At 72.6% G+C, this 15,208-nt stretch carries 14 protein-coding genes; 8 read left to right on the top strand and 6 right to left on the bottom strand.

Features of this window, described 5'->3' with window-relative positions; genetic code table 11:
• The first annotated feature begins 12 nt into the window (after positions 1-12).
• Positions 13-1,563, top strand: coding sequence for a hypothetical protein (locus ACZ4Z3_RS25015; RefSeq protein ID WP_468503073.1), 1,551 nt, complete (start codon positions 13-15; stop codon positions 1,561-1,563).
• Positions 1,564-1,850: 287 nt separating this feature from the next.
• Here the strand turns inward: ACZ4Z3_RS25015 and ACZ4Z3_RS25010 are convergent, their stop codons facing one another.
• The gene (locus tag ACZ4Z3_RS25010; RefSeq protein WP_099965430.1) at positions 1,851-3,350 is read right to left on the bottom strand and encodes an SCO1417 family PLP biosynthesis transcription factor; all 1,500 of its coding nucleotides are present in this window, start codon (positions 3,348-3,350) and stop codon (positions 1,851-1,853) included.
• Positions 3,351-3,451: 101 nt separating this feature from the next.
• Between ACZ4Z3_RS25010 and yczE the strand changes: the two genes are divergently transcribed.
• The 4 genes from yczE to ACZ4Z3_RS24990 all read left to right on the top strand — a co-directional run bounded on the left by yczE (position 3,452) and on the right by ACZ4Z3_RS24990 (position 6,904).
• Positions 3,452-4,102: a membrane protein YczE gene (gene yczE, locus ACZ4Z3_RS25005; protein WP_468503072.1), complete on the top strand. Its 651-nt coding sequence runs from the start codon at positions 3,452-3,454 to the stop codon at positions 4,100-4,102.
• On the top strand, positions 4,099-4,866 hold the full coding sequence (locus tag ACZ4Z3_RS25000) for a glycerophosphodiester phosphodiesterase (RefSeq protein ID WP_468503071.1): 768 nt from the start codon (positions 4,099-4,101) through the stop codon (positions 4,864-4,866). Before yczE ends, ACZ4Z3_RS25000 begins: the two co-directional genes overlap by 4 nt.
• Before the next feature lie 41 nt (positions 4,867-4,907).
• Positions 4,908-6,263, top strand: coding sequence for an MFS transporter (locus ACZ4Z3_RS24995; protein ID WP_468503070.1), 1,356 nt, complete (start codon positions 4,908-4,910; stop codon positions 6,261-6,263).
• A 266-nt stretch (positions 6,264-6,529) separates the two neighbouring features.
• Complete coding sequence (locus tag ACZ4Z3_RS24990; RefSeq protein ID WP_003977404.1) at positions 6,530-6,904, top strand: RNA polymerase-binding protein RbpA; 375 nt, start codon at positions 6,530-6,532, stop codon at positions 6,902-6,904.
• A gap of 112 nt (positions 6,905-7,016) precedes the next feature.
• On the opposite strand, the gene fxsA is transcribed toward ACZ4Z3_RS24990, so the two are convergent.
• The 4 genes from fxsA to ACZ4Z3_RS24970 all read right to left on the bottom strand — a co-directional run bounded on the left by fxsA (position 7,017) and on the right by ACZ4Z3_RS24970 (position 11,140).
• The gene (gene fxsA / locus ACZ4Z3_RS24985) at positions 7,017-7,604 is read right to left on the bottom strand and encodes an FxsA family membrane protein (protein ID WP_468503069.1); all 588 of its coding nucleotides are present in this window, start codon (positions 7,602-7,604) and stop codon (positions 7,017-7,019) included.
• Positions 7,605-7,650: 46 nt separating this feature from the next.
• Positions 7,651-8,466, bottom strand: coding sequence for a polyprenol monophosphomannose synthase (locus tag ACZ4Z3_RS24980; RefSeq protein WP_468503068.1), 816 nt, complete (start codon positions 8,464-8,466; stop codon positions 7,651-7,653).
• Between the two features lie 556 nt (positions 8,467-9,022).
• Positions 9,023-10,627, bottom strand: coding sequence for an amidohydrolase (locus ACZ4Z3_RS24975; protein ID WP_468503067.1), 1,605 nt, complete (start codon positions 10,625-10,627; stop codon positions 9,023-9,025).
• Between the two features lie 72 nt (positions 10,628-10,699).
• Positions 10,700-11,140: an Lrp/AsnC family transcriptional regulator gene (locus tag ACZ4Z3_RS24970; protein ID WP_451290219.1), complete on the bottom strand. Its 441-nt coding sequence runs from the start codon at positions 11,138-11,140 to the stop codon at positions 10,700-10,702.
• A 267-nt stretch (positions 11,141-11,407) separates the two neighbouring features.
• Here ACZ4Z3_RS24970 and ACZ4Z3_RS24965 point away from each other — a divergent pair, with 267 nt between their 5' ends.
• Together ACZ4Z3_RS24965 and ACZ4Z3_RS24960 are read left to right on the top strand one after the other, a co-directional pair.
• On the top strand, positions 11,408-11,833 hold the full coding sequence (locus ACZ4Z3_RS24965; RefSeq protein ID WP_055542148.1) for a hypothetical protein: 426 nt from the start codon (positions 11,408-11,410) through the stop codon (positions 11,831-11,833).
• 226 nt (positions 11,834-12,059) lie between these two features.
• Positions 12,060-12,413 carry a hypothetical protein gene (locus ACZ4Z3_RS24960; protein WP_468503066.1) on the top strand — a complete coding sequence of 118 codons (354 nt, stop codon included), beginning with the start codon at positions 12,060-12,062 and terminating at the stop codon, positions 12,411-12,413.
• Here the strand turns inward: ACZ4Z3_RS24960 and ACZ4Z3_RS24955 are convergent.
• Complete coding sequence (locus ACZ4Z3_RS24955) at positions 12,376-13,548, bottom strand: acyl-CoA dehydrogenase family protein (protein WP_468503065.1); 1,173 nt, start codon at positions 13,546-13,548, stop codon at positions 12,376-12,378. The two genes, ACZ4Z3_RS24960 and ACZ4Z3_RS24955, sit on opposite strands and share 38 nt — an antisense overlap.
• 391 nt (positions 13,549-13,939) lie before the next feature.
• Here ACZ4Z3_RS24955 and ACZ4Z3_RS24950 point away from each other — a divergent pair, with 391 nt between their 5' ends.
• The gene (locus ACZ4Z3_RS24950; protein WP_468503064.1) at positions 13,940-15,184 is read left to right on the top strand and encodes a glycoside hydrolase family 18 protein; all 1,245 of its coding nucleotides are present in this window, start codon (positions 13,940-13,942) and stop codon (positions 15,182-15,184) included.
• The last annotated feature ends 24 nt before the right edge of the window (positions 15,185-15,208 follow it).

Raw genomic sequence — 15,208 nt, 5'->3', positions numbered from 1 at the left:
CAGGAGACAGCCGTGGCCCGGGTCACCCTCCCCCGCATTCTGAGCAATGGCGGCGCGCATCTCGCCAAGAGCCGGGAGCTGGCCCGGACGGCGGCCGACGGCGCCACCGACGTCCTCCATCCGCTGATCACGATCACCCGGGGACTGCGCCGGCTGGCGGCGGCCGGCCGGCGCAGATGGGTGGAGACACCGGCGGACCGGCGCGGGTCACTGCTGTTCCTCGCCGCCTCGGTGGTCCTGGTGGTGACCCTCGTGCCGTACGGAGCGCTGCTCGCCGTCATCGCCCTGATGGCGGCGGCAGCCTGGGCGGGCCGCGACGGCGCGAACCCCGAACCCACCGGCCCCGACGAGTCCCAGACCCAGCGTCTGCGTTCCCTCTACGAGGCCCTGGTCCCCTGTTTCTCGGCCGCCGAGGACCCCGAGCCGCTCTACGCGCACGGCGGTGCCTGGGACAAGGCCTTCCCCACCTACGCGTTCGACGGCACCGGGCGGATCAGCCATCTGCTGATCCACTACCCGGCGTACTTCGCCGACGGCGAGCCCGACTCCCGGGCGCGCGTCGAACACCTGCTGCACGCCAAGGCAGGCCGCGGCCGCGAGTACCGCTTCGACTGGGACGAGGAGGGCAACACCCTGTCCGTCAGCGTCCTGCCCCCGCTCGCCACCGACATCGCCGCCCAGCGCTTCGTGACGGCTCCGGGCGAGACGGTCCTCGGCTTCACCGACCCGGCGCAGGTGCAGCGCACGCTCCCCCTCTCCTTCGGGGAGGAGCGGCGCGACGTACCGCCGGTCGTCTGGCGCACCGGCGCCCGCTCCACCGAACCCCATCTGCTGGCCGTGGGCGAACCGGGCAGCGGTACGACCACGCTGCTGCGTTCCATCGCCCTCCAGGCGTTGCAGCACGGCGACGTCGTCATCGTCGACGGCGCAGGCAGCGGCGACCACGCGTGCCTGACCGGCCGGGACGGCGTCCTCGCCGTGGAGAGCGGGCTCTCCGGGGCACTGGCGAGTCTGGAGTGGGCGTCCCAGGAGACGGAACGCCGACTGATCGCCACGAACCGCGCCCGTCAGGCGGGGCATCCGGCCCCGGAGGACACCAAGCGCCCCCTCTGGCTGCTGCTCGACCGCCCGACCGTCCTGGCGCATCTGGCGGCGGCCGACGGGGGACGCGACCCGCAGTCCCTCCTCCAGGTCCCCCTGCGCCACGGCCGGGCCGCGAACGTCACGGTCGTCGTGGCCGAGCAGTTCGACCACCTGGACGCCCTCGGCGAGGCGGTGCTGCGTCACACCCGCGCCCGCGTGGTCCTCGGCCCCGCCACCGCCGAGCAGCTCCAGTCCGTCCTGGGGGCACCACCCCCCACGACCCCGACCCCCGACGTCCCCGCGGGCCGCGGCTACGCCCGCCTGGGCACCGCCCCCGTCCTGCGCCTCCAGGTCCCCGCCACCCCCGACCCCAACGACCCCGACGCCCCCGAGCCACACCGGGATTCAGTCCTGGCCCTCCTCCCACCGCACACGACCCCGGCGGACGAGATGAAGGACCTGGCGGCAGCCGACAACTGACCCCCGCACGGACCACGCCAGGCACGGGCCGGCTGCCCAGCCGCGGGCGGTCGTGCGGCTGCTACGGCAGAGGCGCCCTCGCCGCCGATCCCCAGCCGCCGCCCGCCATGCCAGCCATACCCAGCCGTCGGCCGCCATGCCCGGCTGCCGCCCGCCACACAGCCGCGGGCGGTCGTGCCGCTGGGGCGGCACGGGTGGGCGCAGCGGCACCTCGTCACCGCCGAGCCGCGGAACCAAGCCCGCCCAGCCACCCAGCGGACCCCGGCACCCCACCTCCGACCGCACCCTCACGCCACAAACGTCCGCGGCCCCTCGTTCCCCCCGGACGCCCCGCTCCGCACCAGCCGCGCCGCCGCGGCCAAGCGGGTCGCCGCCTCCTCCGCGACCGCCCCGCCCACGGTGAACGGCAGCCGCACGTACCCCTCGAACGCCCCGTCGACCCCGAACCGCGGCCCGGACGGCACCCGGACGCCGACCCGCTCCCCCACTTCCGCGAGCCGCGACCCGGACAGACCCCCCGTGCGGACCCACAGGGTCAGCCCGCCCCGCGGCTCGGTGAACTCCCAGTCCGGCAGCTCCCTGCGCACGGCGGCGACGAGCGCGTCCCGGTTCTCCCGGGCCTGCTCCCGCCGCATCCCGACGGCCTGCTCCCAGCCGCCGGAACCCATCAGCCAGTTCACGGCCAGCTGCTCCAGCACCGGCGTCCCCAGGTCCGCGTACGCCCGCGCGGCGACCAGGCTGCGGATCACCTCGGGCGCGGCCCGCACCCACCCGATCCGCATGCCCGCCCAGAACGCCTTGCTGGCCGACCCGACCGTGATCACCGTGGACCCCGCCGGATCGAACGCGCAGACCGGCCGGGGCATCTCCACCCCCTCGTCGAGGTACAGCTCGGCCATGGTCTCGTCCACGACCAGCACCGTGCCGGCGGCCCTGGCCGCGTCGACGAGCCCCCGTCGGCGGTCCTCGTCGGCGAGCGCCCCGGTCGGGTTGTGGAAGTCGGCGACGACGTACGCGAGGCGCGGCGCCGCCTCCCGCAGCACCTGCCGCCAGCGGTCCATGTCCCACCCGGCGAGTCCCTCGGCCATCGCGACCGGCACCAGGCGGGCGCCGGCCTCCCGCATCAGCTGCAGGATGTTGGCGTACGAGGGCGACTCCACGGCGATCCGTTCACCGCGCCCCGCGAAGAGGTGGCAGATGGCGTCCATGGCGCCCATGGCCCCCGTGGTCACCATGATCTGTTCGGGCATCGTGGGGATGCCGCGCGCGGTGTAACGGTCGGCGAGCATCGAGCGGAGCGCGGGCAGCCCGGCCGGATAGTCGCCGTGCGTGTGCGCGTACGGCGGGAGCTCCTCCAGGGCGCCCTGCACGGCCCGGGTCAGCCAGGGCTCTGGCGCGGGCAGCGCCGCGCACCCCAGGTCGATCATCGAGCCGAGCGCCTCCGGGGGCAGCGGCTCCAGGCCGCGCGCCGGCAGCGGCTTCCCGGCCGGTACGGCGGTCCAGCTGCCCGCCCCGCGCCGGGACTCCAGGAACCCCTCCGTGCGCAGCGCCTCGTAGGCCGCCGCGACGGTCGTACGGGAGACGGAGAGCGCGAGCGCCAGCTCCCGCTCGGCGGGCAGCCGGGCCGCCACCGGCACGCGCCCTTCGAGGACCAGCAGCCGGACGCCGTCGGCGAGGGCGCGATAGGCGGGCGGACGCTTGCTGCCCGGCCCACTGGGTCGGTCCTGCTGGGAGTTGAGCATGCGAGCGAGCTGCGCGGCCCCGACCGCGGAAGTCCACTGAGACACGTTTCCAGTCCACCTTCCCCGAATTGGCCATGGAGCACTTCACTCCTCAAGCCACAGGGTGACATGCGACAGGCCACTACCACCAACAAGGGGGACCTCTCGTGTCCGCACACGGGCATTTCACGCGGCGCCTGCTTCAGCTCTATGTCGGTCTCACCCTCTACGGCCTGAGCTCGGCGCTCCTCGTCCGGTCGGGCCTCGGGCTGGAGCCCTGGAACGTGCTCCACCAGGGACTCTCCGAACGGACCGGCCTGTCCATGGGGATCGTCCTCACCATCGTGGGCGCCTCGATCCTGCTCCTGTGGATCCCGCTGCGCCAGCGGCCGGGCCTCGGCACCGTCTCCAACGTCCTGGTGATCGGCGCGGCCATGGACGCGACGCTCGCCCTGGCCCCCGACGCCCGCACCTGGGCGGCCCGCATCGCCCTGATGGTCGTCGCGATCGTCCTGAACGGCGCCGCGACCGGCCTCTACATCGCCGCCCGCTTCGGCCCGGGCCCCCGCGACGGCCTGATGACCGGCCTGAACCGGGTGACCGGCCTGTCGATCCGTCTCGTCCGCACGGGCATCGAACTGACGGTGGTCGCGACCGGCTTCGTCCTCGGCGGCACGGTCGGCGTCGGCACCCTCCTGTACGCCGTCTCCATCGGCCCGCTCGCCCAGCTGTTCCTGCGCGTGTTCGCCGTTCCCTCGGCATCCGGCAGCACGGTCGTTGCCACGGGTCCATCGGAGCGGGCGATACTTCCCGGGTGACCGCCCTGATACGCCATCCGTACCTCGACCATCCGGGCCCGATCGCCTTCGCCCACCGGGGCGGGGCGGCGGACGGACTGGAGAACACCACGGCCCAGTTCCGGCGGGCGGTGGAGTCGGGCTACCGGTACCTGGAGACCGACGTGCACGCCACGCTCGACGGCAAGCTCGTCGCCTTCCACGACGCGACCCTGGACCGGGTGACCGACGGGGCGGGCCGGATAGCGGACCTGCCGTGGAAGGAGGTGGGGCACGCGCGCGTGGCGGGCGTCGAACCGGTCCCCCTCTTCGAGGAACTCCTGGAGACTTTCCCCGACGCCCGCTGGAACGTGGACGTCAAGGCGGAGTCGGCGCTCCACCCCCTGCTCAACCTGATCGCCCGCACCGACACCTGGGACCGCGTCTGCGTCGGCTCCTTCTCCGAGCCGCGCGTCGCCCGGGCCCAGCGCCTTGCCGGCCCCCGCCTGGCCACCTCGTACGGCACCGGCGGCGTCCTCGGGCTGCGGCTGCGCTCATGGGGTATCCCCGCCCCGCTGCGCCACTCGGCGATCGCCGCGCAGGTACCGGAGGCCCAGTCGGGGGTGCCGGTCGTCGACCACCGTTTCGTGCGGGCCGCCCATGCCCGCGGGCTCCAGGTCCACGTGTGGACCGTGAACGAACCGCAACGTATGCACCGTCTCCTCGACCTCGGCGTCGATGGCATCATGACCGATCACATCGACACGCTGCGCAAGGTGCTCGAAGACCGGGGGATCTGGGTCTGAGGCCACCGCGCGGCCCTTCCCGGGGAAGCGAGGGGGCACGGGTGGGCAGCGACACCGTGCGGACGGACGAGGCCGACGAGGCCGCGGACCGGCGACGCGAACAACGCGGCTGGTACTTCTACGACTGGGCCTGTTCCGTCTACTCGACCAGCGTCCTGACCGTGTTCCTCGGCCCCTATCTGACCGAGGTCGCCAAGTCCGCCGCCGACCCGGACGGTTACGTCCACCCGCTGGGCATCCCCGTCCGGGCGGGCTCGTTCTTCGCCTACTCGGTGTCCCTGTCGGTGATCGTCGCCGTGGTGGTCATGCCGCTGGTGGGTGCCGCCGCCGACCGCACCGGCCGCAAGAAGCCCCTCCTGGCGGCGGCCGCCTACGTGGGCGCCACCGCGACGGCCGGCATGTTCTTCCTGGACGGCGACCGCTATCTCCTCGGCGGCGTGCTCCTCGTCGTGGCGAACGCGGCGCAGTCCGTCGCGATGATGCTCTACAACTCCTACCTCCCCCAGATCGCGCCGCCCGAGGAACGCGACGCCGTCTCCTCCCGGGGCTGGGCCTTCGGCTACGCGTCGGGCTCCCTGGTCCTCGTCGCGAACCTGATTCTCTTCACCTCGCACGACAGCTTCGGTCTCTCGGAGGGCATGGCCGTCCGCGTCTGTCTGGCCTCCGCGGGCCTGTGGTGGGGCGCCTTCGCCCTGATCCCGCTGCGTCGGCTGCGGGACCGCCGCACACCGGTCGCGGCCACCGGGGAGGCCACCGCACCGGGGCTGCGCCAGCTGGCGGCGACCGTCCGGGACATGCGCCGCCACCCCCTGACGCTCGCCTTCCTCCTGGCGTACCTGATCTACAACGACGGCATCCAGACGGTGATCTCCCAGGCATCGGTCTACGGCTCCGAGGAGCTCGGCCTCGGCCAGTCCACGCTGATCGTGGCGGTACTGCTGGTGCAGGTGCTCGCGGTGTGCGGCGCCCTCGGCATGGGCCGGCTGGCCCGCCGCCACGGCGCCAAGCGGACGATCCTCGGCTCGCTGGTCGCCTGGACGCTGATCCTCTCCGTCGGCTACTTCCTCCCGGCGGGGGCACCCGTCTGGTTCTTCGTCCTGGCCGGCGGCATCGGTCTGGTCCTCGGCGGCAGCCAGGCCCTGTCCCGCTCCCTCTTCTCCCACCTCGTCCCGCCCGGCAAGGAGGCCGAGTACTTCTCGGCGTACGAGATGAGCGACCGCGGGATGAGCTGGCTCGGCCCGCTGCTGTTCGGTCTCACCTACCAGCTGACCGGAAGTTATCGGGACGCGATCATCTCGCTGGTCCTCTTCTTCGTGCTCGGATTCGCCCTGCTCGCGAGGGTTCCGGTGCGCCGGGCGATCGGCGACGCGGGCAATCCCGTTCCCGAGAGGATTTAGCACCGGGAGCGAAAGGGCTGTAGTGTACGCGTTTGGCCTGCCAGGCGTACCGTTACTGCGCGTCAAAGATGCCGAAACGCTGGGTGACATCTGCTGCCAGATGTGACAAACCGGGCGCCGGTGGGTACAACAAGGGCGGCTACGACGGCGACGCATGACCCGGAACGGGACACGGGACGGGAATCTTTACCGCCGACCGGACGTTGACCGGATGACGACGACAGCGACACCTGTCCTGTGGGCGACAAGCCCGGGAGGCACGATTCATGAGTGAGCGAGCTCTTCGCGGCACGCGCCTCGTGGTGACCAGCTACGAGACGGACCGCGGCATCGACTTGGCTCCGCGCCAGGCCGTGGAGTACGCATGCGAGAAGGGGCACCGCTTCGAGATGCCCTTCTCGGTGGAGGCGGAGATCCCGCCGGAGTGGGAGTGCAAGGTCTGTGGGGCCCAGGCACTCCTCGTGGACGGCGACGGCCCCGAGGAGAAGAAGGCCAAGCCCGCGCGTACGCATTGGGACATGCTGATGGAGCGGCGCACCCGTGAGGAACTCGAAGAGGTCCTCGAGGAGCGCCTGGCCGTTCTCCGCTCCGGCGCGATGAACATCGCTGTCCATCCCCGAGACAGCCGCAAGTCCGCGTAGCCCCTGCGGGGGCTGGGCGGCAGACCCAGAGCGACGAAGACCGCGGGCGCCGTACATCACGTACGGCGCCCGCGGTCTTCGTGTCTCCCTGAGCGGATTGCTGCCGAACCCCTCAGTACCCCAGCGGCGGTCGCGCGTCCCTCGGCTCGTCGGCGCCGCCCGGCGCCCCGTCCCTGATGACCTCGCCCGGGACGACCTTGCCGTCGGGCCGGTGGATCCGCGCCTGGGTGTACGCGTCCCCGAGCCCCCCGGCTCCCGCCTCCCGCAGCTTCCGTTCGAAGGTGCGCTCCGTGTACCGCCCCAGCGCCTTCTGCACCGGCGGCACCAACAGCACCAGCCCGACCACGTCCGAGACGATGCCCGGCAGCATCAGCAGCAGGCCGCCCAGCATCAGGAAGCCGTTGCCCTCGTTCTTGCCGGCCTCGACCCCCGACGCCACGCCGCCGGCCTGCTGCTGTTGCAGTGTCTCGGTCAGCGACCGGAACGCCCGCCGCCCGGCCCGCTTGACCACCGCGGACCCGGCGAGGAACCCGGCGACCAGCAGCACGATCACCGCGAGCCCACCGGCCGCGCCCGCGACCACTGTGAGCAGCCAGATCTCCAGCACCAGCCACGCGGCGATCCCCAGGGGCAGGAACGTGCGCAGCCGGGAGCGCCGAGGCCGGGCGGGGTACGTCGGGGTCGAAGCGCCAGTCGTCATGCCCCCAGTGTGCCTGCCGCCGTCTCAGGACGGGATAAGGGAACGATCAGCCCTTCCCGTCCGCGTCCGCGCTCCTGCTGTCGCGGCCGAGGACCTTGCCGACCCGTTCGCCCACGCCCCAGGCGGTGACCCGCCACAGCGCCTCGACGAGGATGTCCCGGCTCATCTTGGAGTCGCCCAGCTCGCGCTCGACGAAGGTGATCGGCACCTCGACGACGTGGTAGCCGGCCTTGATCGCCCGGCGGGCGAGGTCGACCTGGAAGCAGTAGCCCTGGGAGGCGACCTCGTCGAGGCCGAGCCCTTCGAGGGTCTCCCGGCGGAACGCGCGGTAGCCGCCGGTCACGTCGCGGACGGGGACATCGAGCAGGACCCGGGAGTAGAGGCTGCCGCCGCGGGAGATGAACTCGCGGGACTTGGGCCAGTTCACCACGCGCCCGCCCGGCACCCACCGGGACCCGAGGACGAGGTCGGCGCCCTTGAGCGCGGTCAGCAGCCGGGGCAGTTCCTCGGGCTGGTGCGAACCGTCCGCGTCCATCTCGATCAGGACGCCGTAGCCGTGCTCCATGCCCCAGCGGAAGCCCGCGAGGTACGCGGCGCCGAGCCCTTCCTTGCCCTTGCGGTGCAGCACCTGGACCTGGTCGTCCTCGGCGGCCAGTTCGTCGGCGAGCTTGCCGGTGCCGTCGGGGCTGTTGTCGTCGGCCACCAGGACGTGCGCCTCCGGAACAGCCTTGCGCACCCGGCCGACCACGGTCTTGATGTTCTCCGCCTCGTTGTAGGTCGGAATGATCACCAAGGCCGTGCCGAGCGGGCCGAAGCGCCTCTCCTGGCCTGCTGCCGCGAGGGTCCCGTCGCCGTCGTTCACTGCTGCCCCTTCAAGTCCGTACGCAGGGGTCCACCATAGTGGCCACGGCCTGCGCCGGAGTGTCGCCTCCTGTCCAGAGGGATGTCGATTCGACAGGGGGTGTGCGGGAGCACGCCCCGGGGGGCGTGTACGCCGGGCCAGAACGCGGTGCCGTCCGCCGCGGCGGATGGGGGCCCGGTGCCCTTCGGGCCGACCTGGGACCCGCTGGCTGCGGGTCGACCGAAAGCCGTTGTCTACTGAGCTGCCGGGCCCCACCCGGGTCGCACCTACCCGACCGGAACGTTCCCTCGCCGAGCGCGAACCCTGGGCCTGGCTGCCAGCGGTGGTACGCCGGTACGGCGCACCATCCCTGACCCAGCGGCGCTTCGACGACCGCGCGAAAGCTCCTCGGTCGGACGTCCGGTGGTGGACCCGGCCGAACCTATCGGCCTCCCGCCGCCCACTGTCAAATCCGTCTGACCTGCGGGTTCACCGTATGTGGCCTGGTGAGCGCGGAGGAGGCGCAGGTCGCACGGCGGCGGGGCGGGCCCTCACCCCTCCCCGCCCGCCGTGGAGATCACTCGCCCGGCCGTACGAAGACCGTGCGTCCGGCCACGACGGTCCGCAGACAGACGGGCAGGTCGGTGCCGGGGCTGAGATCGGGCAGGCCGGGGGTGCCGGAACGGGGGTCGGTGGACCAGCGGGCGACCCGGTCGTCGGGGGCCTGGACGACCAGCTCGCCGGTGCGCCAGACCGCGTAGTCGGCGGGGGCGCCCGGGACGAGGACGCCCGCGTCGTCCCGTCCGACGGCCCGCCAGCCACCCCGCGTGTGGGCCGTGAACGCCGCGCGCACGGACACACGGTGCTCCGGCGTGCGGTGGAAGGCCGCCGCGCGGACCGTGCCCCAGGGGTCCAGGGGGGTGACCGGGCTGTCGGAGCCGAAGGCGAGCGGCACCCCGGCCCGCAGGAGGGCCGCGAACGGGTTGAGGGCACGGGCGCGCTCGGCGCCCAGGCGCTGGGCGTACATGCCCTCCTCACCGCCCCACAGCGCGTCGAAGGCGGGCTGCACGGAGGCGGTGAGGCCGAGTTCGGCGAAGGCGGCGACCGCGTCCGGGGTGAGCATCTCCGCGTGCTCGACGCGGTGGCGGGCGGCCCGCACCCGGGGCAGACCGACCTTCTGGGCGGCCGCCCGGACTCCGTCGACCACGGCGGTCACGGCGGCGTCTCCGATGGCGTGGAAGCCCGCCTGGAGGCCCGCCTCGGTGCACGCGACCACATGGGCGGCGACGGCGTCCGCGTCGAGGTACGCGGTGCCGGTGTGCGGGGCGTCGGCATACGGCTCGTGCAGGCACGCCGTGTGCGAGCCGAGGGCACCGTCGACGAAGAGGTCGCCCGCGGCGCCGACGGCCCCGAGCGCCTGCGCCTTGGCGACGTCCCGCTCGGCCCAGTAGCCGACGACCCGGGGGCCCGGCTCCTCGGCGGCGAGCCGCAGCAACCCCGTGAAGTCGTCCTCGGAGGAGATCTCCGGGCCCGCGCACTCGTGGACCGAGCCGATGCCGAGGGAGGCGGCACGGGCGAGGGCCGCGCGCTGGGCCTCGGTGCGCTGGGCGGGGGTGATGGCGCCGAGGGCGGTGGCCCGTACGGCGTGGTGGGCGTCGCGGGTGAGCGGGCCGTCGTCGAAGCGGTCGGCGCCCGGGACGAGATCGAGCAGGGCCGTGGTGGCGACCGCCGAGTGGACGTCGATACGGCTCAGGTACAGCGGGCGTCCGCCGGTGGCCTCGTCGAGTTCGGCGCGGGTCGGGGGACGGCCGCCCGGCCAGCGGGCGGCGTCCCAGCCGTGGCCCAGCAGCACGCGGTCGGCCGGGCGGGCTGCGGCGAATTCCCGGACGAGAACGAGTGCGGCCTCCAGGGAGGGGGCGGCCGAGAGGTCGAGTCCGGTGAGCGCGAGACCGGTGGAGGTGGTGTGCACATGGGCGTCGGTGAACGCCGGGGTGACCAGGGCGCCTTCGAGGTCGATCACCTCGTCGACACCCTCGGCGAAGGCGTCGGCGGCGCCCTCGGAGCCGACCCAGGCGATCTGTCCGTGTTCGACGACCATCGCGGTGGCGAACGGGTCGGCGGGGCTGTGGACCTCTCCTCCGCGCAGCAACACGGTGTCCGACGAGGCGGTGCGTTCACTCATGGGGGACAGTCTCGCGCCTGCCGCCGGCGCGGCCACACCTGGGCCTGGGGCGGCGGTCACCGCCCCCCGGGGTCAGATTCTGGGCGGCCTGGCCTCGTAGGGGGTGGACAGCACCACCGTCGTGCGGGTGGAGACGCCCGCGAGGGTCCGCAGCCGGGCCAGCAGCTCCTCCAGCTCGTGGGGGGTGGCGACGCGGACCTTCAGGATGTAGTTCTCGTCGCCGGCGACGCTGTGGCACGCCTCGATCTCGGGCACGCCGGCGAGGCGTTCCGCGATGTCGTCGGGGGCGCTGGGGTCGAACGGTTTCACCGAGATGAACGCGGTCATGGGCAGCCCGACGGCCTCCGGGTCCACGACCGCGGCATAGCCCCGGATGACACCGCGCTGCTCGAGTCGGCGCACGCGCTGATGCACGGCCGACGTGGACAGGCCCGTGGCCTTGCCCAGGTCGGTGTAGCTCATCCGCCCGTCCGCGACGAGCAGCTGCACGATCTGTCGGTCCAGCTCCTCCATGGCGCAAGAACCTACAGGGCGGTTGATCTCCTCGGATACTCAGCGGCGCAGGTCATGACCGGTTCGTGATGTGACCGGGGGCCCGCCTCGGGCCGTCGGGGCGATCGGGCCGGTGGGCGGGGCATCTGCGAGCGGCATGTGACGAAGGCCACAGCATCCGAACAGGCTTCGTGATGATCTCGTGATTACCGCCAACACGGGACGGGAAGTGCTTGCTGTGGTCGAGGCCGCAGTGCCCGAACGGCCCAGCCCGAGGGGGAGAATCCCATGCAGAGTCTTAAGCGCCCTGGTCGTACCGCGCCCAAGCGCCTCCAGTCGGTCATCGAGCCCGAGCCGGAGGGTGTCGAACCGGACGACGAGTTCGACGCGTACGACACCTTCGAGATGTACCGGGTCATCTGCCCGGACTGCGCTCAGCCCATCGCCCTGCTGTCCGACGAGGACGCCCTGCCGGAGCACGCGCAGGTCGTGTCGCCGTGGAACCCGTTCGGGCTCACGGTCTGCGCCGGTACGGGCCGTGCGGCCACCGACGCCCGGTCGGCGGACGAGTCGGTCGAGCCGCAGGAGCAGGACACCGCCCTTCTGTTGACGCTCCCGCAGGGGCTCGACTGGCGGACACAGCCCTTCTCGCACGTCGGCGGCCCGGGATCGCGCCCGATGCGTGTGCCGATGACACGGCGCCAGGCCGCCTGATCCACGGGGCCGTCGGCCCTCCGCGTCCGCGGCCGCCCGCCGTCGTGACCGCCCCTGAGACCTTCTGTCGTGGTCGCCCGCGCCATGGCGTCCGCCAGGCCGCCCTGGTGCGGGTCCGGTGCGTCCGGAGCAGGGGGGCGCACGCCACGCCGACCGGGGCAGTGGCGAACGCAGGCACGACTCACCTGAGCGGTGACCGGCGCGCCGGTCGTCGCGTTGACCCGGTATGACCTCTACGTACTCGGTGGCCGGACGTCGCCACCACATCTTCGTCCCGGCCCCGGCAGAATCGGTTCCCCAGGGGGCGGCCTCCTCGCAGGATCCGCCCATCTACCGGGCCCTGATGCGGACGTGGGCCGACGGGGGCCGCACCCTGCCGGGGCGTCACGACCCGGAGTGGGTGCGGCTGACGAAGCCGCCGAGCGGCCTCGGTCAGTTCGGTGCCGCCGGGGACCCGTTCGCCACGAGCAGCTCGTTCGGCAGCTCGGCGCTCGGCTTCCACGGGCCCTTCGACGGCTCCCCCGTCGACTTCGTCAATTCGTTCAGCGTGACTCGGGACCCGCGAGGTGGCGGGCGATGACCATGCGCTGGATCTGATTGGTGCCCTCGACGATCTGCAGCACCTTGGCCTCGCGCATATAGCGTTCGGCCGGGAAGTCGGCCGTGTAGCCGTATCCACCGAGGATCTGCACGGCGTCCGTGGTCACCTGCATCGCGTTGTCGGTGCACAGCAGCTTCGCCATGGCCGCCTGCTTGGAGAACGGCCGGCCCGCGTCCCGCAGCCGGGCTGCGGAGAGGTACAGCGCGCGGCCCGCCTCTATCCGGGTCGCCATGTCGGCGAGCATGAAGCGCAGCCCCTGGAAGTCCGCGATCGGGCGCCCGAACTGCCGGCGGGACGTCGCGTAGGCGACCGCCTCGTCCAGTGCCGCCTGGGCCACACCGATCGCGCACGCCGCGATGCCGAGCCGCCCGGAGTCCAGCGCGGACAGGGCGATCGCGAAGCCCTGGCCCTCCTCGCCGAGGCGCCGGCTGTCGGGGACGCGCACCCCGTCGAAGTGGACCTGCGCGGTGGGCGAGCCCTTCATGCCCATCTTCTTCTCGGGCGCCGCCCCGCTCAGCCCCTCGGCGTCGCCGGGCACCAGGAAGGCCGTGATGCCGCGTGAGCCCTCGCCGCCCGTACGGGCCATGACCGTGTAGAAGTCGGCGATCCCGCCGTGCGTGATCCAGGCCTTGGTGCCGGTGATCACCCAGTCGTCGCCGTCCCGCACCGCCTTCGTCCGCAAGGACGCGGCGTCCGAACCCGACGAGGGCTCGGAGAGGCAGTAGGCGCCGAGCAGGCCGCCGCCGAGCATCGCCGGGAGGTGCTCGACCTGCTGCTCCTTGGTGCCGTAGGCGGCGAGGGCGTGACAGGCGAGGGAGTGGACGCTCACGCCGAGACCGACGGTGAGGCGGGCCGCGGCGAGCTCCTCCAGGACCTGCAGATAGACCTCGTACGGCTGGTCGCCACCGCCGTGCTCGGAGTCGTACGGCAGGCCGAGCAGTCCCGACTCCGAGAGCAGGCCGAAGAGTCCGCGAGGGAAGCGACCGGCGTCCTCCTCCTCGGCCGCGTACGGGGCGATCTCCCGCTGCGCGATCTCACGGACGAGCGAGATCAGATCCCGGGCCTCTTCCGTGGGCAGTTGACGGTCCACCGGCTGCGGGGCGCGGTCGGGCATGGCGACGCTCTCCTCCCTGTCGGGCACTGCGGCGGCGCACACCAGGGATGGGGCGGCCCCGCCGGGTCTTACGGGCCGCGGCCGATGCTGCCCCTCCGGATCTCGGAAGTGTGCTGGTCAGCGGCTGTGGCGCTTGGAGTATGCCCGATCAGCGGCATCGAGTCACCAGTTAACGACCGCTAATTAGAACAAAGGCCGGGAGCGGCTCTCGTCTAAGCCAATTGGTCCAAACCATTGACCAATTGGTCTAGTCCTTCTAGTGTTCCGGCAACGCGCCATCGCGTCCACGCCAATCGGCGGGCCCGAGCCGCGCGAGGCGGCGCCCCGGCGCGCCACCAGCAGGTCGGCTTTCCTCCCCCGCTCCCTCCCCGCTCCCTCACGAGGAGACCCCATGCTCCGACCGTCCCACCCCCGCACCCGCTCCCGGGCGCTGCTCGCCACCGCGTGTTGCGCCGCCCTCGGCGCGGGGCTCCTGGCCGGCGCGGGCCCCGCGTCCGCCGGCGAGACGGCGGCCGATACGGCCGCACCGCAGGCGGCCCCCGGCTCCAAGGTCGTCGGCTACTTCATCGACTGGGGCGTATACGGCCGCCAGTACTACGTCAAGAACATCGAGACGTCCGGTTCGGCGGACCGGCTCACCCACATCAACTACGCCTTCGGCAACGTCGTCGACGGCAAGTGCGCGCTCGGCGACCCCTGGGCGGACGCCGACAAGCCGTTCACCGCGGAGGAGTCCGTGGACGGCGTCGCCGACACCGCCGACCAGCCGTTGAGCGGCAGCTTCAACCAGCTCCGCAAGCTCAAGAAGCTGCACCCGAAGCTGAAGATCATCTGGTCGTTCGGCGGCTGGAGCTGGTCCGGCGGCTTCGGCGAGGCGGCGAAGAACCCCGAGGCCTTCGCGAACTCCTGCTACGACCTCGTCGAGAACTCCCGCTGGAAGGACATCTTCGACGGCATCGACATCGACTGGGAGTACCCCAACGCCTGCGGTCTCACCTGCGACACCAGCGGCAGGGAGTCCTTCGAGGAGCTGATGGCGGCACTGCGCAAGCGATTCGGCAAGAAGGAGCTGGTCACCGCCGCGATCACGGCCGACGCCTCGAAGGGCGGCAGGATCGACGCGGCCGACTACGCGGGCGCCGCGAAGTACGTCGACTGGTACAACCCGATGACGTACGACTACTTCGGCGCCTGGGACGCGACCACCGCCCCGCACTCGCCGCTGTATCCGTACCCCGGCATCGCGAACCCGGTCTTCAACACCGCGTCGACCATCGCGAAGCTCAAGAGGCTCGGCATCCCGTCCTCCAAGCTGCTGCTCGGCCTCGGCTTCTACGGGCGGGGCTGGACGGGGGTCACCGCATCGGCGCCCGGCGGCACCGCCACCGGCCCCGCCCCGGGGACGTACGAGGCCGGTTACGAGGACTACAAGGTGCTCAGGACCCGGTGCCCGGCGAACGGCAGGGTGGGCGGCACCGCCTACGCCAAGTGCGGGGACGAGTGGTGGAGCTACGACACCCCGGCGACGGTCAAGGGGAAGATGAAGTACAGGAAGGCGCAGGGCCTCGGCGGCACCTTCTTCTGGGAGCTCAGCGGTGACACCCCGGACGGCGAGCTGATCAGGGCGATCAGCTGACGCCGGAGGCACGGCACTTGGGGC

The sequence above is a fragment of the Streptomyces sp. NPDC030296 genome, assembly GCF_055572815.1.
The sequence above is the reverse complement of the archived record's forward strand: the minus strand, read 5'-3'. Positions and strand labels throughout refer to the sequence as shown.